The organism is Mesorhizobium loti, assembly GCF_003148495.1.
Classification (GTDB): Bacteria; Pseudomonadota; Alphaproteobacteria; order Rhizobiales; family Rhizobiaceae; genus Mesorhizobium; species Mesorhizobium loti.
Genome location: NZ_QGGH01000012.1, coordinates 21,400 through 41,139 on the forward strand (window position 1 = coordinate 21,400; position 19,740 = coordinate 41,139).

The 19,740-nt window shown below is 56.3% G+C and carries 13 protein-coding genes and 1 pseudogene; 3 read left to right on the forward strand and 11 right to left on the reverse strand.

What is annotated here, in order from left to right; genetic code table 11:
• Positions 1-102: 102 nt before the first annotated feature.
• Together C8D77_RS28835 and C8D77_RS28840 are read right to left on the reverse strand one after the other, a co-directional pair.
• Positions 103-444 (reverse strand): hypothetical protein, encoded by a 342-nt coding sequence (locus C8D77_RS28835; RefSeq protein ID WP_095204876.1) that lies wholly within the window; start codon positions 442-444, stop codon positions 103-105.
• Entirely contained in the window at positions 441-1,133 is a 693-nt protein-coding gene (locus C8D77_RS28840; RefSeq protein WP_109670842.1) for a ParA family protein, read from the reverse strand. The genes C8D77_RS28835 and C8D77_RS28840 overlap by 4 nt, the downstream gene beginning before the upstream one ends.
• A 303-nt stretch (positions 1,134-1,436) precedes the next feature.
• On the opposite strand from C8D77_RS28840, the gene C8D77_RS28845 reads away from it, so the two are divergent.
• Together C8D77_RS28845 and C8D77_RS28850 are read left to right on the forward strand one after the other, a co-directional pair.
• The gene (locus C8D77_RS28845; protein ID WP_245951897.1) at positions 1,437-1,868 is read left to right on the forward strand and encodes a hypothetical protein; all 432 of its coding nucleotides are present in this window, start codon (positions 1,437-1,439) and stop codon (positions 1,866-1,868) included.
• Between the two features lie 56 nt (positions 1,869-1,924).
• A pseudogene (locus C8D77_RS28850) lies at positions 1,925-2,094 on the forward strand (IS66 family transposase); the annotation flags it as partial.
• Between the two features lie 108 nt (positions 2,095-2,202).
• Here C8D77_RS28850 and C8D77_RS28855 read toward each other — a convergent pair.
• From C8D77_RS28855 to C8D77_RS28895, 9 genes are all read right to left on the reverse strand, one after another.
• On the reverse strand, positions 2,203-3,591 hold the full coding sequence (locus C8D77_RS28855) for an aminotransferase-like domain-containing protein (RefSeq protein ID WP_109670844.1): 1,389 nt from the start codon (positions 3,589-3,591) through the stop codon (positions 2,203-2,205).
• Positions 3,592-3,624: 33 nt separating this feature from the next.
• The gene (locus C8D77_RS28860; RefSeq protein ID WP_109670665.1) at positions 3,625-5,061 is read right to left on the reverse strand and encodes an NAD-dependent succinate-semialdehyde dehydrogenase; all 1,437 of its coding nucleotides are present in this window, start codon (positions 5,059-5,061) and stop codon (positions 3,625-3,627) included.
• 82 nt (positions 5,062-5,143) lie between these two features.
• The gene (locus tag C8D77_RS28865) at positions 5,144-6,043 is read right to left on the reverse strand and encodes a dihydrodipicolinate synthase family protein (RefSeq protein WP_109670667.1); all 900 of its coding nucleotides are present in this window, start codon (positions 6,041-6,043) and stop codon (positions 5,144-5,146) included.
• Positions 6,044-6,990: 947 nt separating this feature from the next.
• Positions 6,991-8,223, reverse strand: a complete 1,233-nt coding sequence (locus C8D77_RS28870; RefSeq protein WP_109670670.1) for a serine hydrolase domain-containing protein — start codon at positions 8,221-8,223, stop codon at positions 6,991-6,993.
• 126 nt (positions 8,224-8,349) lie between these two features.
• Entirely contained in the window at positions 8,350-9,585 is a 1,236-nt protein-coding gene (locus C8D77_RS28875) for an NAD(P)/FAD-dependent oxidoreductase (protein WP_109670672.1), read from the reverse strand.
• A 313-nt stretch (positions 9,586-9,898) separates the two neighbouring features.
• A complete protein-coding gene (locus C8D77_RS28880; protein WP_109670674.1) occupies positions 9,899-11,089 on the reverse strand; it encodes a M24 family metallopeptidase in 1,191 nt (396 codons plus the stop codon).
• A gap of 263 nt (positions 11,090-11,352) precedes the next feature.
• Complete coding sequence (locus C8D77_RS28885) at positions 11,353-12,423, reverse strand: ABC transporter ATP-binding protein (protein ID WP_109670677.1); 1,071 nt, start codon at positions 12,421-12,423, stop codon at positions 11,353-11,355.
• Between the two features lie 13 nt (positions 12,424-12,436).
• On the reverse strand, positions 12,437-14,278 hold the full coding sequence (locus C8D77_RS28890) for an ABC transporter permease subunit (protein WP_109670846.1): 1,842 nt from the start codon (positions 14,276-14,278) through the stop codon (positions 12,437-12,439).
• 321 nt (positions 14,279-14,599) lie between these two features.
• Positions 14,600-15,712, reverse strand: coding sequence for an ABC transporter substrate-binding protein (locus C8D77_RS28895; protein ID WP_170136846.1), 1,113 nt, complete (start codon positions 15,710-15,712; stop codon positions 14,600-14,602).
• 1,052 nt (positions 15,713-16,764) lie between these two features.
• Here C8D77_RS28895 and C8D77_RS28905 point away from each other — a divergent pair.
• Positions 16,765-19,740 (forward strand): Tn3 family transposase, encoded by a 2,976-nt coding sequence (locus tag C8D77_RS28905; protein ID WP_109670681.1) that lies wholly within the window; start codon positions 16,765-16,767, stop codon positions 19,738-19,740.

Here is a 19,740-nt window from a genome sequence, read left to right on the forward strand (position 1 = left end):
GCGTCTTTGATGGCCTTCCCCGAAGAGATGTAGCCAATCCTCGTTGGGCCGGAGTCATGGGCGGTCGGTGATAACGAAAATCGACGCGATTGGCGCGTCTGGCTACTTTGGCTGCCGAGCAAGGAATTCCGTTATCAGGCCCTGCACCACCTCCTGCATGGTTGTTCTGTTGCGCGCGCAATGGACCTGCAGCTCGATCATCTGCGAGACCGGAATGCGTGTGTGCAGCCGGGCTGTCCCGCCGTCTGCCTTTGGCCTTTCGAGCTCCGCCTTCGCCTTTCTGGCAGACTGGGTTCTCGTCTGCTGCTCCAGGTTGTCCGTTTCGCTGATGCTGGATTCCACGATGGCAGCCATGTTGCGCGAGAACGGATCATCCGAACGGGCACGCGGTTTCAAGGCGGGCAGCGGCAATTGGTTTGCGGTCCGATCGCTTTTCTCGTTCATTGGGGGGTGGCTCCGTTCAGTTTGCGGATGATCTCGGCGGTCAGGGCATTCGTTTGGTCGCGAGCGTCCTGCACGGCCTTGTTCACGGGCTGGACTTCGTAAAGCGTCCCGGCGGTGGCGATTGAGGCGAAGGTCGGCCGTTGCGACAAAAACGTCTCAAGCACGCTGGCATCGGCCTGCCGCAGCAGCTGGATCGCCGTGCGAAAGGCCATCGTGTTGTGCTCGATCCCCGAAACCATGTTGAGCATCACCGAGTAGGGAATTTCGCGATGGCGTCCGCCAAGCGAGCGGATGTGCCGGATCAGACCCAGGCATTGCTTGACATCGAAGACGTGCGCTTTCGTCGGGATCAGCACGAAGTCGGCGTTGGCGACGGCCGGTCCGAGGGCGGCCACGGCCGTGCCTTGGACGTCGACCAGCAGCAGGTCCTCGGCGTCGGATTGCGCCAGGCGATCGATCAGTTCGTCGGTCGAGTTGATGGGGATGACGTCGATGTTTGAAAGAGCGTACCCGGCGCGGCGACTGTTTTTGCTCCACTCCAGCGCTGACAGTTGCGGATCGGTGTCGAGCACCGTCACCCGATGACCGGCGGCGGCGAACTCGCCAGCGAGCAGGATGGTGGTCATGGTCTTGCCGACCCCGCCTTTGGGAGAGGCCACTGTGATTTGCACCGCGCGTTGTTCCGGCATTGTCTTTTCCCAATGTTGCGTCACCTTGGCGTCAAGGCGCATAGGCGATTTGGCGCCAAAGTGACTTTCTTGCATTATGCAAATGCGCCGATGCTACAAAGTGCGAAGGCACGTAAGTGCCTAGGTGATAACACGAATGTGCGCATTTGATGCAATGTTCCGGGATGCATAAATGGCTCTGGACTATCGAAACATCTGATCAGTATAATGTTTCATGGTGAATTGCGTACGCTAAGGGCGAACAGAGCAAGAACCCGAGTGCGATATCGGCCGCATTGCACTTGATCTCTGTGGATAGCGATTTTGAGCAGTTCTTGTTCCGACCCCATCATGCGGCTGACGCCGGCTCTCTGCGAACAGCTCCAGAAACGCATGCTCGATGCGTGTCGGAAGATCGCCACGGATCATGGATTGGTCGTCGAAAGCGCGAGCTGGCGCAATCTGGACAACGGCCTTGCGTTCGAGCCGGTGTTCCGGGTCAGCATCCCCGCTTCCGACGGGACCGCGTTCAACCTGGAAAAGGACATGTTCGCCTATCTGGCCGAGCATTACGGCTTGGCGGCTTCCGACTTCGGACGTGAGTTCACCACCGGAAGCGAAAGGTTCCGGATCACCGGCATCGATCCGAAGCGGCCAAAATACCCCATCTCCGCCGAACGCATTCCCGACAGGCGCGGCTTCAAGTTCACCGCCGAAAACGTCGTCATGCTGCTGCGGGCACAAGCTCAGACTTGATGTTCCCGAGACGTTCCTGATCTTGGCCAAAATCGCAGCTTCGGGCCGATTGGGCCAAATACGCCTGCCGGACCTGCGCGACGGTGCTGCAGGCGCCAGCTCCGGAGCGGCCGACGCCGGCGGCCTGGCGACGCCGGCGCAGGTGCTGGTCAGCAAATATTGCGACCAAACACCGCTCTATCGGCAGTCGCAGATCTTTGCCCGCCATGGCCTCGATCTTCCGCGCCGACTGGGTTGGCGACTACTTTCTTGTGAGCCGCCGTAAAAATTTTTGCAGGTGTCAGTCGCATACGACCTTTGCTGCTACACAGGCCTTCAAGATGGTCAAGTTTCGCTAGGCTACCGAAGCAACGTTCACTGGATGTCGCTTCAAAATGTCGCGGAGGACCCGAAGAACACTGTGTAGTTCGCTAGGATTTTTCGGAGCACCCAAACATATGCGGACCGCACCTGGCTCAGCTTCTCTCACGGCCGAAGCGATCGGGGGCGTTACAAGGATCCCACGAGCCCGCGCAGCGGACACAAATTGATCTGAGGACCACTCGCGGGGCAAAGGCAACCAGCCATAAAACGCTGGACTCGGAATCCTCGCAACGTCAGGGAAGGCTTCCAGCAGAAGGCGGTAGCGCTCCAAAGCATCTCGTCGCCGCTCCAGCAACAGTTCATCGAACTTCCCGCTGGCAATCAGGCGCACGACGGCTTCGCCCAACATTGGAGCGACAAACCAAGCAGAAGCATGCAAAAGAAGCTCGATTTGCGCCACATAGGATGCGGGGACCGTCAAAGTTCCAAGCCGGAAACCGGGAGCGATGCATTTAGAATATGACGTGATGTAGAAGGTTCGGGTTGGAGCCAGGGATGCAAGCGGGAGCGGGCGTTCAGGGAAGAAAAAGCCATAGACATCATCCTCAATCAAAGCCAGATCGAACTCGTCTGCCAACTCGGCGATCTGATGTCGCCGGGCAGCCGTCATTGTCCGGGCGGTGGGGCTGTGCAACGTTGGCATGCAGTAAAGCACCCTTGCCTTTGTCTTCTGGCAGGCCTCTTTCAGAGCGTTCGGAACCATACCCTCTTCGTCCATCTCAACTGGAACTAAAGTCAGGTTGCTGGCCGCCGCAACTGCTTTGAAACCAGAGTAGGTTAGGTCGTCGACCAGAACGCTATCGCCGGGCTTGGCGACCAAGCGCAACGTCATATCGATGGCGTGCTGGGCTCCATTACACAAAAACAACCGCGATGGTTCGATATTGTAGGAGTCGTCGGATAGTGAGGCGGCGATGATCTCGCGGTGCCTCCATATGCCCGCGTGCGGGTGGTAGCGGAGCAGGGGAGCAAGATCATCTTCGCGGATCACGTCGCCTAGGAGTGCCGATAGGATCTTCGTTTCCTTACCATCCGCGGGCATATTCAATGCTAAATTCACTGGCTCGTGTCTTGCCACAGTTTCCGATCGGATACCTGCGCGCTTGCGCACGAATGTGCCCTGTCCGACGTGACCGCTCACGACACCGCGCTGTTCGGCCTCCTGGTAAGCCTTGCTGACCGTACCAACGGAAAGACCAAGTTCTCGTGCCAGGTCACGATGAGCTGGCAAACGGTCGCCTTCCGACAGCAAACCGTCTGCGATGTCCTCTTCTAAAGCATTAACTAGTGCAAGATAGCGCGGGCCCTCAGCGCTTAGCAGCCGCGGCCGCCAGCCTGATAACGTCTCGTCCAAGGTCATGTCCCGCGCCTCTTTTGCTATTTGTCTCATCCCCTACAATACATGAAGATGACCGACGTATTTTCTGACGGTGTAAGACTCCAAACCTTCGATACCGCCCTCTCGACCCCAGCCACTATCGCCAATGCCGCCGAACGGAGTCTCCGGGATCGTTACCACCATCTGGTTAATGCCGATTACACCTACCTCCATGGCCTCCGATATACGATTAGCAGTCGCCGCGGAGCGGGTGAAGGCGTACCCAGCCAAACCATAAGGCAATGCATTCGCTCGCGCGAGCCCCTGTTCTATATCATCCACAGATTGAACCAACGCAAGTGGCCCAAACGGCTCCTCGGTCATAGCCCTCGCCTGGTCGGGAATGTCCGCCAGGATCGTCGGCATGTACATCAGGCCTGAAGCGTTGATGCGCTCGCCCCCCGTGATTAGCCGCGCTTGATGGGACAAGGCGTCCGCGATGAGATCGTCCATGGCTGCGATACGGCGGGTGTTGGCCATTGGTCCCACGGTTGTGCCCGATTGCAAGCCGTCGCCCACGACTTGTTTCTTTACGAAGGCCCGCGCATGTTCCAGATACTCTTCGTAAATTGGACGCTCTACAAAAAATCGGGTCGGCGACGTGCAGACCTGGCCGGTGTTTCGAAGTTTGATAGCCATCGAAAGCTCTGCTGCACGCTGGACATCAGCATCCTTTGCGACAATCACGGGTGCGTGACCGCCAAGCTCCATAGTAGCAAGGGTTAAGGTCTCTCCGGCAAGCCGAGCGAGGTGGCGCCCAACCGGTGTGGATCCGGTGAACGAGATTTTGCGGATGATCGGCGACCGAATGAGATACTCAGATACTTCACTCGGCACCCCGAACACAACGTTAAGTACGCCCTTTGGCAGGCCGGCATCGGTAAGAGCACGTGCTATCTCGAGGGTGGTGCCTGGCGTTTCCTCGGCCGGCTTGATAATGCAGGTGCACCCAGCAGCGAGAGCAGGCGCGATCTTGCGTGCTGGAGTTACGGCCGGGAAGTTCCAAGGGGTGAAGCAGGCTACTGGACCAATAGGCTCCTGCGTCACAGTTTGACGCATATCGGCAAGTCGCGCAGGAATGACACGTCCATAGCTGCGTCTTCCCTCTTCTGCGAACCAATCAAAGAATTCCGCCGCAGCTGTGATCTCGCCCTTGGCCTCAGCCAAAGTTTTCCCTTCCTCCAACGTTAGCACAGTCGCGATATGATCGAGACGGTCGCGCATCAGGTCCGCGGCGCGGCGCAAGATCTGCGCCCGCTCGAAGGGCGAAGTACGCTTCCAGCTCTCAAAGGCGCGGCTTGCAGCCGCGAGAGCTCGATCAAGCTCGGGCTTGCCTGCGTGCGGCAGATTACCGAGCGACTGTTCAGTAGCCGGATTGAGGACGGTTTCGCCTCCAGCTTTGGTTTCCTCTATCCATTCGCCGTCAATGAGGAGTGCAAGTTTCGTATACATATCTATTCCTTAGGTAAGAAAGGAGACGCCCTAGTAAGCCAGAGCGTTCTTGACCGGCTTTGGTACCCGTACGGAAGCCTCTTTAAGGCTTCGCCCAGCGCGCAAGACCCGCATCAGAGATGATCTTTGCAATGTTTGCTTTCTGTTCATCTGCCAAAGGCAGGAGGGGAAGTCGTGGACCGCCGGCACTTCGGCCAAGCTGATCCATGGTCTCTTTGATGGCCGCGTAATACGCGCCGGACTGGAAGCAACGATAGAAAGCAAAGACGTCGCGCCCAAGCTCAGCTACCACCTTCTCTCCGGTGAGAGCCTTATCCCAATAGTCGCGGATGAGGGGGCCGGCGATTTGGTGCGCCATTGCGACAACACCATGAGCGCCAACGGCACGAGCCGGAACGATCATGGTCTCATATCCAACGAATACTTGAAGCTTATCACCCACGCGTTGTACGAGCTCGCTGACTTGGGTGATCACACCCGAACTGTCCTTGATAGCCACCACGGTGGGTAGTTCGGAAAGCTGCTCAACGAGAGCCGGCGTAATGTCGATTCCAGCCCGGCGCGGGCTATTGTAGAGCATAAGCGGAAGCGAGGTGTTCCGAGAAATGTACTCGAAGAACGCGACGATCTCGCGCGGGCTCGGCATGGCATAGATTGGCGGCAGTATCATGCCGCCAGCGCAACCCGCTGCGACAGCCGACTGGCATGCTTCCAGCACATCTTCGACGCGCAGATCTGCTACGCCCGCCAAAACTGGCACACGGCCAGCCACATGATCGACCGTTACTTTGTAAAGATGGGCACGCTCTGCTTTGGTGAGAGCATAGAATTCGCCTGTGCTTCCAGCCGCCACCACGCCCTGCGCGCCGTCGGCGATTGCATCATCAATGAGCTCTTTATAGCGAGTTTCATTGATCGAGCCGTCTGCTCCGAAGGGAGTTACGAGAACAGGAAAGATACCGCTCCAGTTTACATTCGTCATAATCCACGATCCTTTGTTAGAAGATACTTTTTGAAGGTGCAAATGCCGGCGGTGCGATTGGGTTAGGGTGGGCAAGTTCCACAAAGCGTTCGTCGAAAACGACAAACCTCGGAATACTTCCAAGATCGCGGCACGGAATGGGAGGCAATCCGCCCGGGAGATCGGCACGATCAACTTGAAAACCCGCAGCGCCACTGCTCCAAGGTGTTTCACTCGTTCAGTTGGTGCATGTATCCGAGATGTAGCCCCGCCCTTCCGTCACAGCGCCGCTTGCTACGCGCTGGAAGGCGGACGAAGGGTGTTCAGCCGTCGTTGGCACTGACGCCAGCCCGCTCAATGCGGCGACGCTAAATGCAGTCACGACCATTGCGCCGACAAAATGATCGATTGGAACCTCCTCCGGCGAATTGGAATATATCATTTATGTATTGCACTATATCATTTAGTTTGCGACGCGCAACATTAATCTTATGCCGCCATTTTGACTCCCAGGTATCTCAACTCATGGATGCACCGCGGGATGTTTGTGATCTAGGCGGTCATCAGCTGTTCGCCTTGCCTAGGAGCGGTAACAGAGTGGATTGGCCGACGAGATACCGTGAGTCGCCAGCAAAGAAGCTCAGTACGAGGTCGGCATATCGCCGCCCAGCAATGTAGGTGGGAAAAGTCGAGGCCGTAGGTCTTACCATCTGTTTCGGCCGCGGCTCCAGTCGATCAGAGCGAGATACTCCCACGGCATCACGTGAAGAAGGAGCGTAACGGCGACGACCTGGTGACGCTCACCTGGACATCACAGAGGTGCACTATCTCCTCCGGCCCTACGATGTCCTAGGTCGTCATCGTGAAATGACATTCATGATTTCGTTTTCTGTGGGGCCCGCTTTAGCGGACACAGCAAGGCAAAACTCAGGCTCATCAAGAGTTAGCTCAGCGACATACGCCACTGCTCACTTTGCCCACAGCATTCTTCCAAGTGTCAGCAACTGCGGAGATGTGATCCTGCAGCCGGCGCCTTCGGCGACCGGGTGGGAGGCAAAAATTGCCACGACCATCTCCGCCTTCGGCGCCACATAGAGGCGCTGGCCGTGAATGCCACGTGCTTCGAACGCCCCCAACTCGTTGTCCGAGACCCACCACTGACTGCGATATGTGTAGCCAGCTTCAACGTTTGCTCGCTTCCCACCTCTTTGCACGTCATGCACGACAGATGCGGGAATAAGCTGCTTTCCATTCCATCGTCCTTCGCACCGCATCAGCTCGCCAAAACGCGCAAAGTCTCGAAGCGTAGCGCTCAGGCCACTTTCAGCCAGCGGCATGCCACCCGGATCGATCTCTAGACAACCGTCCTCTTCGCAGCCAAGCGGCGCCCACAGGCGTTCGTGCAACAATTGAGCGAAAGAACGACCGGTAACGCGCATCATGACCCAAGCCAGCACTTGGGTGTTCAGGCTCTGATAAGCGAATCGTCCGTGCACTCCGTGCTTGCGCACGGTCCTTAGGTAATCGCATGAGGTCCGGGGGCCGTTGTAGCCAACCGGTCGCGGTAGTCGCCCAAATGCCCATCTGTACTGCCAGATGTCAGAGTGCTCGTCGTAGCCCTCCCTGAATGTAATGCTGGTCCGCATATCCATTACCTGACGGATAGTGGCAGCTTCCCATGCCGTGGTTCGCAACTCCGGCAGATAGTGCGAGATGGTCTGAGAGTCGTCCAGCACGCCTTCGTGAATGAGCGCCGCCGCGAGCGTGCCGGTGTACGACTTCGTGCACGACTGGCACTCATGCGGCAGGTGGGGCTCGAGTGCACCGAAGTAGCGCTCGTAAACAATTTTTCCGCGATGTAATACCACGACGCCGTCAACGTAAGTGTCGATCAGCGCCTCACCGAAGCGTCTAACGACACCGTTCAGGTCTGCGAAAGATAGCTGGTCAATTTCATCGCCCCCCTCGCCGCGGTCGAATTGGACGGGTGTGCCCTGTCCGCGCCACACGTTAACTGTAGGCATCAGCTCACGCATATGCGAGAACGACCAGCGGATTTGTGGAAAGTCACGGAATGTCCCACCCTCAAACGTGATCCGCTTGTCGCTTGGCGCAGGCGCCCCACGCATCCAACCGAGCTCTCGGGGATCGGATGCGCGACCGTCGAGATAGTGATGTCCGTTGATTTCGAGGGTTCCCAACACAATTTCTCCTCTTTCGCGTATGCGGTGCGTGTAACCAGTCCAAGCGGCATCAGCGCTCCGCGTTTTTCGCCTTATGATCGCGGATTGATCAGCCCGTAGCACCCAGGTCTCGGTTTCTTCACTCTATCTGAGGCGATAAGGTGTGCACGAGAGTCGAGGCGTACGCGCCGCGAGGAGATCGGAGATGAGTGCTGCTGTCATCGGCGCGCCGCTGATGCCCATGTGTCCGTGCCCAGTGGCAAAGAACACGGAGGCATAGCGAGGATGGCGATCGATGATGGGCAGACTGTCAGGTGTTGATGGTCGCACGCCCATCCACTCGGTCACTTGACCGACCGCGAGATCCGGCAGCATCGCTTGAGCGGATACCCGCAACTTCCTATTCTGCCCCTTGGTCGGCGCAGCATCAGGTGCCTCGAACTCCGCGATGCCGACGATACGGAGACCTTCACCTAGGGGCGTCGCCACGATTGCTGAAGCGGCGTCTGTAACCGGCCGGCTTATAGCGCTCTCAGCCCCCGGCATAGTGATGTGATAGCCGCGCTCGCTGGCTAAGGACAAAGTGACCCCGAGCGAACGCCCCAGATCTCGGCTTGCGATCCCAGCGGCAATGACAACAGAATCAAATCCGTGAACGCCCGAATGCGTCCGGAGTTTCACTCGGTCCGCCTCTGGGTCGATAGCCACGACAGCCGCTGCCTGTATCGTTGCCCCTAGCGAAGCCGCCCTGTCCATTAATCCCTGCACAAGGCCTAGTGGGGACGTGACATGGCCGCTGTCTGGAAAGAAGATGCCGCGTCGATAAGAGCGAGACAATTGAGGCTCTAGTTCTAAAACCTCGTCGAATGAGATTCTTTGAAATCGAACCCCCTTCTCATTTCGCATCGAGTCAACGATGTGATCCAAAGGCCCTAATGAATCGACTCTGTAAACATGCAGTGCGCCATTCGGTCGAAAATGCCGGTTCCAACCAACTTCTCCGAGCATGTCTTTATAGAGACCGGCGCATTGAGCATTCAGAGCGTGAAGCGCATCGTAAGCAGGCCTCCAATTCTCCAAGCGTCCGGTGCTAAGGAACCGAAGCAACCACGGGAAGGTGCGAGGAAGTTCTCGCGGCGCCAGACGTACCGGACCATTCTTGTCGGTGAGCCACCGCATGGCTTGCCGCATAACGCCTGGATACGCCATTGGCAGGGACGAGCCTGCATTATACTGTGCCCCGTTGCCCCAGGAGCACCCGTAGCCAACACGGTCTTTTTCGAACACCGTAACCTGATGCCCCTCGCGGGCTAGCATTAGCGCACAACTTGCGCCGACGACACCTCCACCAATGATAGCCACGGTGCGACGCTCAAACATTTGGAGCCCCCTTCTCGCGGGTCGTTAACCTCGTCGCGAACGTTTAAGACCGAGCCAGACGACGCTGACCACTCACTGCCGCCGCATTGACATAGCTCGACGCGGGCGCGCACGAGGTTCCTCCTGGATTCGGGAAGGTAGCCCCAGTGGACAATCCGTCTGCTGAGTCCATCGACGGGAACACGCTTGGCAATATGGTCTCCACCTACTTCCTCCTGTTCGAAGACGGAACTCAAATCGAAGTTCCCGTATACCGGCGGTTTGCAATTCAGCAGCGTCACGTCTGCTGGGGGAGCGAGTCCTTTCGCCCTTTTCAGACGGTGAACAGGTCGACAGGCCCAGCCCCGGAGAGTGCTTCGATGCCGGTCTCGGTGACCAAGTAAGTGCCACCCAACATCACACCCAACCCGTCGCGTGGGAGTGATAGCCAAGAATGGACATAAAAGGTCATACCGGGCACTAATGTGCCGGTAGAAAATCTATCGAGCTGGAGGGAACTCAACCAAATAGGGGGATAGGCAATACCAATGCCGACACCAAAACGCATCTGCGCAGCGTCGCCCAAACCAGCGCGATCGATCGGTTTACGCGAACCGTTGTCGATGTCAGCGACATGAGCGCCAGGACGGCATTCCTCCAGACCGGCCACTAGCGATTCCCGCGCTACATCATACAGTTTGCGCGCGCCCTCGCCCGGTTCGCCCGTGGCCAAAGTTGTCATCCCCACACTATGATATCGGCGGGCCACGCCGGCAAACTCAAGGTGAACAAGTTCATTTTTGCCAATAATCTTTAGCATAGGGGCTGCGTGGCCGCTTGCTGAGCGCGCCCCACTCCCACATTCAATCGGAAGCGCTGGATAGTCACTGCCAGCTTCCCGAGCTGCCCGTTCCACAGCTGCGCAAAGCGCGATCTCACTAATACCAGGCTGAAGGCTTCTACGGGCTGCTTCTACGCCGAGATTTGCATAGCGTGCGGCTTCCTTCATGAAGTCAATTTCAGCCGGCGACTTTATGAGCTGAAGCTTGTTCAACAAGTGACTTACATCACCAAATTGTAAGTTCAGTGCAGTTTCGAGAGCCCGCATATAGCTCCCGGTGACCGCCGGTGACTGCATGTCCAATCCTAGGCGACCCTTCGCTATCCCCTGATCGTTAGCAATTTGGCCAACGACCTTAGCCACATCGTCTACGAAAAGTTGATACGTCCGGACGTCCGCCAACCAGGAAGTCTCCTTTACCAGTGGAAGGTCCAGGTTGCGGACCAACAATGTCGGATCCCGACTTTCATCGACGCTCAGTACCAGAGCTTGTGGGCAAATGTTGGCGCAGATTGAATCGTAACCAGTGAGGTAAAAGATGTTTTCCGGGGCGACAATAATACTCCCGCCATAACCCGCCGTGGCAAGTTCTTCACGAGCACGCTTGAGCCTGAATCTATGTTCTGCTTCCGAAAAAGCTTGAAACGCTAGCTTGAGCATCAATATCTCCTTGAGGTTTTCCAATCCCGATCTGTCGCCGCCGTGATCACACTTGGGCGCCGGGTGAGCGATTTTTCATCGTTCCCTGGCGGCATCGAGCGCGATCGAATGCAATGACACCAATGCAAAGCATTGCAGGATGATTCGAGTTCTACAAATCGAGTCCAACACGCACGGTAGGCTGGCACTCGTAAACGGGCTTGCCTGTTGGAATCCTTGGCGAAAGGCGATAGTTCGGCCCGTTGAACTCTCGACGAGGACACCCACGACTCCGATTTGATTGAGCATCAATTCAAAACGGTAGAGTTCCCCATATTCCATGATACTGACACGGGACTTCCGTTCGCAAATTGCGCCTGCCCTCGGTTTTGTTGCTTGACGGTTATGCTTTCGTTTCCGCAGCGAACCACGTACCGGGTCAACTCGCCCAGAAACAATGCACTTTCGACAACTCCATTAAGGACATTTCCCACGTCAGTATTTGCGCCTCGCGGACTGATGTCGATATGCTCCGGTCTTACAAAGAGCCAACCGGAGTCACCACGTGACTGTCCGTTTAAGCGAGCCACGCCTGGCTCGCGATCACCAATAGTCACCTTGCCGGCACCGTTATCTATCTGGTCGACCCGACAGGGAAGGAGATTAGATTCCCCTACAAAAGATGCTACGAAGCGGTTCTTTGGATTGTAGTAAAGGTTGTTGCTATCCGCGACTTGAACGAGCCTGCCCTCGTTGATCACCGCAATTCGATCGGACATAACAAGCGCTTCGTCCTGGTCATGGGTAACGAAGACCACCGTCATGTTCAACTCCTTTTGGATGCGCATGATCTCGATTTTCATGTGCTCACGCAAATTGCGATCGAGAGCGCCAAGTGGTTCGTCCATAAGCAGGAGGCTTGGGTCAAAGACGATGGCACGGGCAAGGGCAATTCGTTGCTGCTGTCCGCCAGAGAGCTGATTAGGAAAGCGATCGCGATATTCACCCATCTTCACGAGATCCAGTGCACGGCGTACTTTCTGCTCCGTTTCAGCCTTTGCGACGCTACGAACCTTGAGTGGGAAGGCGACGTTTTCAGCGACGGTCATGTGCGGAAAGAGCGCGTAGTTTTGAAAAACCATGCCGATACCACGTTCATAAGGCGGGACGTCGACGATCGAGCGACTGCCGAGCATAATGTCGCCGCCAGTGGGTTGCTCGAAGCCAGCTATCATCTTCAGCGCAGTCGTCTTGCCGGAACCGGATGGCCCAAGAAACGTCACGAATTCGCCCGGATCAACGTAGAGATCAAAGTCGCGCACAACGTGGAGCCCGCCGTACCATTTCTGGATTTTTTTCATTTCGAGACTGGTGGACATAGTTCCCTACCTTTCATTGACCGTTGCTGGCAGAGGTACGTCTGTCGTGCCGCACCTTGATCCACAGCGTTGTCAAGATCGCTGCCGTCACGAGTAGGACGACAAACGCCGAAGCCGCGCTAAGCAGCGGATTGAGCTCGTATTTGATATCGTTCCAAAATTTGAAAGGTAGCGTCAGCGTCTGCCTTCCGATCATAAACATTGTCACAAGCAGTTCGTCGAACGAAGTTAGGAATGCAAGCAAAGCGGCTGTCAGCAGCGCCGGCTTTAGGAGTGGCAACGTAACTAAACGGAGAACCTGAATCGGGCGAGCGCCATGAATAGCAGCTGCTGTCTCTAGGGACTGGTCAAAGCCACGCAATGCAGCGGCCATGATGACAACAACATAGGGCACCGACAGAAGCACATGGCCGACGACCAGTCCGGCAAAGCTTCCAAGCAAATGGATACGTGCCTCAAACATGTAAAGAGCCGTCGCGATAACGATAACAGGCACCATAAGAGGCGACAGCGAGAACAGGAACAATGCTCTCTTTATCGGTAGCGTGGTACGCACCAGCCAGAAAGCGCCCATGGTCCCAATGATCGTGGCAAAGATTGCAGAGACCGCCCCGAGCTTGACAGAGAATAGGAATGACTCGTGCCAATCAGAGGCGTGTAGCAATTTCACCCACCACTGCAGTGAGATCCCTGGGGGAGGAAATACGACAAACGAGGACGAACTGAATGAAAGCATGAAGACGACGATAAGGGGCGCTGTCAGAAACAGGAGGACGAGGATCGTGTATGCCCAAAGCCAGCGCGCTCTACGTGACAAGAATGGTTTGGTTATAAAGTGCATCAGGTTTTCTACTGCAGTCAAAGCCGGATGTATTGCCCGCTTCGCATTTATGAATAACTTATATTGTGAGCGACCATGTCGATTCGTATTGTCGAGAGATGACGACGACCAAATCATTTCGAGCGGGATGAATAGGCTTGCAAAGAACAGAATTGCGATTGTCATCAGGAGAAGGACAATTGATGACGCGAAGCTAAGCTCGAAGTTTAACAGCGTGGTCATCTGAGTAACGATCAACTGCGTTATCATCGCATCGCGCGGCCCACCAAGCAGTGCAGGTGTAATATAGAAACCGATAGCAATGATGAAAATGAGTATCCCAGCAGAAAAGACGGCTGGCAGCGACAGAGGGAAATAGACGCGCAGAAAGGCTTGCACCGGCTTGGCGCCGAGTATTTGTGCGGCGCGAGCAGTATTGTGGTCTATATGCACCATCGAGGAGTACATTGTAAAGATTGCCATAGGCAGCAGCACATGCACCATCCCTACAATAACGCCAAAGGTCGTGTTGAGGAGTGGTAGCGGCTCACTGATAAGTCCGAGCCAGATCAATGTGTTATTTATGGGTCCTTCGCGACCAAGGATGATCATCCAAGCGTACGTCCGAATGAGGAATGCAGTGAACAGCGGCACGAGGATGAACAAGGTCACAATCGACAGAGCGCGTGACTCAATCTGAGTCAGCAGGTAAGCAACGGGATAGGCGGTTACCAACGACAGAAGAGTTACGGTAAATCCGACTTTCAATGTTTGCAGCATGACGCTGAGGTTGGTCTCGTCGGAGAATATCCTCGCATAGTGCGAGAAGGTCAGTTTGCTGCCTTCGACGCTGCCCCAGAGAACAATCGATAGTGGTATAACAAGGAAGCCAACTAGGAGAACTAGAATCGGCGTGGCGATGATCGTTCCGCGAACCCATCGGCGCGCTAATAGCCCGTTCAGCGGATTTCGGCTCCTAGACACATTGACAACTGGAGCACCCGCCACTTTTCGTTTTGCCAGCAGAGTGGTCATCTTCTTTTGCTCCTCCCTTAACCATGCCCGTTTCAAATTCCTCTTAACAGTGGCCAACTGCACAGAAGCAACTTCTGAGATCCAGTTTGTGTTATGCGCCGACCACTTGGCCTGTCTCGTCGATCTCAGCATTCTGCAACAGCGCCACATGGTTTTTTGACTTCCCTCAAGTGGCGGCCGACGTCTCCATCGACCGCCACTTGGAGTCTCCTATCTTATCGGACAGGAGTGGTCGGGTTTCGACTGGTCCTGTCGTGCTAGCAATTTAGTACGGTCGCCTCGCAATGCGCTGCAGCGAAGCCTGCAAGAGCGGAAGGCCGATTATTTCGCCAACTCCGATTGGCAACGTTCGACCGCATAGTCGAGATTTGTTTTGCCATCGGGCCTGGTCTTTGACCAAAAAGCGTAGTCTTGAGTGATTTGTTTCTCTGCAATTCCAGGCGCTCCAGGCAGATTCTCAGCGAGGCCTTTCGGAAGAAGTTTGTAAGCGTCTTTGTTTACAACGCCGTAAGGAATTGCTTCGGCAAAGGCCGCTTGCGCTTCTGCACGGGCGATATAGGCAAGGAACTTAGCAGCGTTTTCTTGATTGGGAGATCCTTTCACGACGACCCAATCGTCGTACTGCAAGAGGGATTGATCCCAGGACAAAGCTACCGGTGCGCCCTGCCCCTGCAAGCTAACAATTCGCCCATTCCACGCCGAACCCATATCGGCTTCGCCGTCGATGAGGCTCTGCGGAGCTAAACCACCCTCGTCCCAACCCCACCAGCGTCCGACGTCGGGCGCAATTTTCTTTAGCTTGGCAAAGGCTCGATCAAAGTCGATCGGATAAACCTTATCCGGAGCAACGCCGTCTCCCATGAGCACCCCTTCAAGCAAACCGCCGTAAAGAGTGTTGCCGCAATTCGGAACAGCGCGCTTACCCGGGAACTTCGCAACGTCGTAAATATCGACCCAGTTCTTGGGATGCTCAATGCCTTGAGGATATTTCTTGGTGCTGTAGGCAGGAACGACAGAGTAAGTGTGAGAGCGGAATGCATATTCACTTCTCGCCTCTTCCGGGATACCTGACAACGTTTGCTTCGCAAAATAACTGTAATTGATCTTGTCGATAAACCCTTTGTCGATCCAACCCTGAACTTCACCTCCGCTAATAAACGTAAGGTCAGCTTCAGGCTGTCCAACCTTTACGGAGGCCGTGAGCTTTGCATTTGTTGTAGGAACCACCACTATTTTGATACCGGTATCGCGCATAAATGGCTCAAACCATGCCTTCATTCGGGCGTCGTCAAATGCTCCTCCGCCGCCAGTTGTGGTAACCAGTTCGCCTGTCCCCTTGAGATTATCGGGAATCTCATCTGATAGCGCGACAGATGGGACCGCTGCCAGCAGAAGTGCCGCACTAACTGCAAACTTCATGGTTGTAATTTTCATTGCTAATTCCCCTGATTTGGATGGGTCAACTCCCGATTGCGTTTTCATTGTGTAGCGACGACGGGAGTGTTGCGCGCGACACATCGGCATTTTCTTCTTTTCCTTCCGCGGCTGATTTGAACTTGCGCCTCGGTTAGCTCCCGACCAACACCGGCCTGGATTTCAGGCAACCATCTGGCGGCAGAAACCTACCGTAGGTCAGGATGCCGCGGCCCTGCGAAGACCGCATGGGCTTGTCAATTGGGAATCTTCGAGACCATTCTTCCGATCCACGAGCGCCGTCGCGGCCTTCGAACCAACCCTTCATGGGAGCCAAGCCAACCACCGGGTCTGTATTGGGCTTGCCCGAGGTCTGTCGCGCTTGAGTGATACGCGCTCGAGGCCCTCCATGCGAATAATCCGGATCAAGTGCGATCGGGACTGCGGAGCGCAACATAGGTCTGGTTCCCTGATTGTCTTATGTCATTTACTCATTGCACTATATCATTGTTGTGGGATGGCGCAACATCAAAGATTCCGCTTTTTCGAACGAAGATGGCTCAAAGCCGATCAGATCTTGTTGGAGGGCTTCTCGGCTATGGCGAGGGACGATTTCAGTGGGGGCTCAGCGGCACGCGTAGCCCGTCGATGCAATCGAGTGTGCTGGCCGTCTCTTGCCAACGGCTTGATGGCGTGTCCCTGAGCGCTACGCAGCGGGTCGGGTGTGAATCGGCGTGCAAAAATTGGATGCCGATCCGGGGTCAGTTTTGGAAACGATGACGTAATTGCTGCCGTCGCTCCTTTGAACGAAGATTCGGCTGACGGCAAAAGCCGCCGACCATTGAGATCAAGGAGGCCGCAGTGAAGCAATATGTCGGATTGGATGTGTCGCAGCGAGAGACCAGCGTTTGTGTCGTCGATGATGGGGCCGGAACAAGATTTGCTTTCCCAGACACGCTAAGGTCGAACGAAGCACGAACATCTGTTTGTCCCCTGGATAAGATTACCAACTCGATTGCGATCGATCTTGCAGCGACCATAAGCTCGGCTCCTTCATAGCGAGGAGCGAACGAATGGGCCGAAGAAGGCTGGTCAATGCGGCGGAGGCAAAGGTTCTTTTTGGCTTCCCGGCTGACGAGGATAATCTGCTCCGGCACTATACTCTCGATCCAATTGACAGGTTGAAATGTGAGGTGCGTCGCCGCGCGCATAATAAACTGGGCTTCGCCATCCAGCTTTGCGTCATGCGGCATACTGGGCGTCTCTTGGGAGAAGACGAGCAGCCTCATGCGACGGTCATCCGCTACTTGGCCGACCAGCTCACCGTAGACTCGCGTGATTACGCCATCTATGCGCGTCGGGTGCAGACACGTTTCGAGCACAGCCGTTTCCTGACCGAACATCTCAGCCTGCACATAGCCAACAAGAACGACCGGCGTGCAGCACTTCTGGCTGCTATCGACGCAGCGGCTGCCGGGGATAAGGGGCACCCGATCGTCACGGCGGTGATATCTGCGTTTCGGCAGCGCGGTGCGCTACTCCCTTCTCAGGCGGCGATCGAGACGATCGGATTGGCCGGTCGCGCCATTGCACGCCGACGCGCAGAAATCACACTCCTCGAAGATATCGCCGCCGAGAAGTTGGAAGCGCTCGACGCTCTGCTCCACGTCGATCCGGCTATTGGTCAAACGCGATTCCATTGGCTGCGATCAGCGCCAGACGCGCCCGGTGCTTCGAACCTAATTGGACTGACCGAACGAATTGCCTTCCTGCACACGCTCGAAATCGATCCTCAATTGCAGGCGCGTATTTCATCTGGACGCTGGGACCAGCTCATTCGGGAGGGCGACGCCACTCCTGCGTGGCTCGCCACAGATTTCGGTGCAAATCGCCGGCGTTCGACGATCGTGGCGCAGATCATCAAGCTCGGTAAGAAACTCACCGACGATGCCGTAACGATGTTCATCAAGCTGATGGGTCGGTTGTTCTCGCAAGCCAACAATCGCAAAAAACAGCGGCACATGGACGCTCGGCCGGAGACCTCAAAGATTCTGCGGATGTTCCTCGATACGATATCCGCCCTCCAGGCGGCGAATGATAATGGCGATGATGCGATCGAGACACTCGACCGCGAAGTTGGCTGGCCTCGACTGCTTCGGATGAAGCCCGAGCTTGCCGCTATGGTCGAAGACAACGAGGCTTCACCTCTGGCCTTAGCAGCCGAGCAGTATGCGACCGTCCACAAATATGCGGGTGCGTTCCTGCAGGCGTTGACGTTCCGCTCGACCCGCCGACACGATCCACTTCTTGCGGCGGTCGGTGTGCTGAAACGCCTCTACTCGGAGAGGCGCCGGACACTCCCGGAGCGCGTCCCGATCACGCACCTCCGCCAAGCCGATCGGAAACTCATCTTCGGACAGGAAAAGCCCGATCGGCGTCTTTATGAAATTGCAACACTCGCCGCATTGCGAGACAGGCTTCGTTCGGTCGATGTCTGGGTCGACGGCAGCCGCTCGTTCCGCCCGATCGATGAGCACCTCATGCCTCGACCAACTTTCACTGCAATGAAGGAAGAAGACCGACTCGGCCTTGGCGTACAAGTTGATGGAGCGGCCTGGTTGGCTGAAGCTCGCCAAATGCTGGACTTCAACCTCAAACGCCTTGCCTATCGGGCACGAGGCGGAAAGCTCGAAGAGGTTCGTCTTGAAGGCGGGACGCTGATCGTTTCGCCGACCGTCGGCGAGGTTCCTTCCGCTGCAGAAGATTTGAACGCCGAAATAAGTGACATGTTTCCGCAAATCGAGGTGCCCGATCTGCTGAGAGAAGTGCACGAATGGACCGGGTTCGCCGACCAGTTCACCCACGTCCGAACTGGGGATGCGCCGCAGAACGTATCCGCCATGCTGGCCGGCGTTCTGGCTGACGCGACCAACCTCGGTCCGAAGCGGATGGCCAGTGCTTCAAAGGGCATCAGCGCTCATCAGATCGGCTGGATGCGCACCTTCCACGCTCGATCAGAGACGTATCGCGCAGCGCAAGCCTGCGTGACAGATACACACAGCCGCCATCCGTACTCTCGTCTGTGGGGCAACGGAACGACAGCTTCATCCGACGGGCAGTTCTTCCGGGCAAGTGATCGAGCCGCCAAACGCGGTGACGTCAATCTACATTACGGCAGCGAGCCGGGATCGAAGTTCTACAGCCACCTGTCTGACCAGTATGGCTACTTCAGCATCTTGCCCATCAGCCCGACGGAAAGCGAGGCTGCCTATGTGCTCGACGGCCTGTTCGATCAGGACACGATCCTCGATATCCAGGAGCATTTCACCGACACCGGCGGCGCAAGCGATCACGTGTTCGGGTTGTTCGCTCTGATCGGCAAGCGGTTCGCACCTCGGCTACGCAATCTGAGGGATCGGAAGTTCCACACATTCGAGAAAGGCGACGCCTATCCTGCGCTAACCAATCACATCGGTGCGCCGATCAACACGGCATTGATCCTCGATCACTGGGATGATCTGCTTCATCTTGCGGCGTCGATCACCACCCGCGCCGTTGTGCCCTCGACAATTCTGAAGAAGCTCTCGGCGTCTCCGAAGGAAAGCCAACTCGCGAGGGCTCTGGGGGAACTGGGCCGCATCGAGCGATCGTTGTTCATGATCGAGTGGTACTCGAGCCCGGCACTGCGACGGCGCTGTCAGGCTGGCCTCAACAAGGGCGAGGCTGCGCACAAACTCAAGCGCGCCGTGTTCTTCCATGAGCGAGGCGAAATCCGTGACCGATCGTTCGAAAGCCAGGCCTTCCGCGCATCCGGCCTCAATCTCGTCGTCAGCGCGATCGTGCACTGGAATACGGTCTATCTCGACCGTGCTGTCGCGCATCTGAAGCAAGCGGGCAAAAACATTCCCGACACGCTGCTGAAGCACATCTCGCCGCTCAGTTGGGAACACATCAATCTTACAGGCATCTATGCCTGGGATACCGAGCATCAAATGCCCGAAGGCTTCCGGTTGCTCAGACTGCCTGCGCGCCGACTTCGCGCAGCTTGA

Excerpts from the sequence above, each read along its gene's own strand:
- C8D77_RS28895 (WP_170136846.1), bottom strand. The coding sequence starts at position 15,712 with ATGAAAATTACAACCATGAAGTTTGCAGTTAGTGCGGCACTTCTGCTG.
- C8D77_RS28905 (WP_109670681.1), top strand. The coding sequence starts at position 16,765 with ATGGGCCGAAGAAGGCTGGTCAATGCGGCGGAGGCAAAGGTTCTTTTT.
- C8D77_RS28855 (WP_109670844.1), bottom strand. The coding sequence starts at position 3,591 with ATGACCTTGGACGAGACGTTATCAGGCTGGCGGCCGCGGCTGCTAAGC.
- C8D77_RS28885 (WP_109670677.1), bottom strand. The coding sequence starts at position 12,423 with ATGTCCACCAGTCTCGAAATGAAAAAAATCCAGAAATGGTACGGCGGG.
- C8D77_RS28875 (WP_109670672.1), bottom strand. The coding sequence starts at position 9,585 with ATGTTTGAGCGTCGCACCGTGGCTATCATTGGTGGAGGTGTCGTCGGC.
- C8D77_RS28890 (WP_109670846.1), bottom strand. The coding sequence starts at position 14,278 with ATGACCACTCTGCTGGCAAAACGAAAAGTGGCGGGTGCTCCAGTTGTC.
- C8D77_RS28860 (WP_109670665.1), bottom strand. The coding sequence starts at position 5,061 with ATGTATACGAAACTTGCACTCCTCATTGACGGCGAATGGATAGAGGAA.
- C8D77_RS28840 (WP_109670842.1), bottom strand. The coding sequence starts at position 1,133 with ATGCCGGAACAACGCGCGGTGCAAATCACAGTGGCCTCTCCCAAAGGC.
- C8D77_RS28865 (WP_109670667.1), bottom strand. The coding sequence starts at position 6,043 with ATGACGAATGTAAACTGGAGCGGTATCTTTCCTGTTCTCGTAACTCCC.
- C8D77_RS28835 (WP_095204876.1), bottom strand. The coding sequence starts at position 444 with ATGAACGAGAAAAGCGATCGGACCGCAAACCAATTGCCGCTGCCCGCC.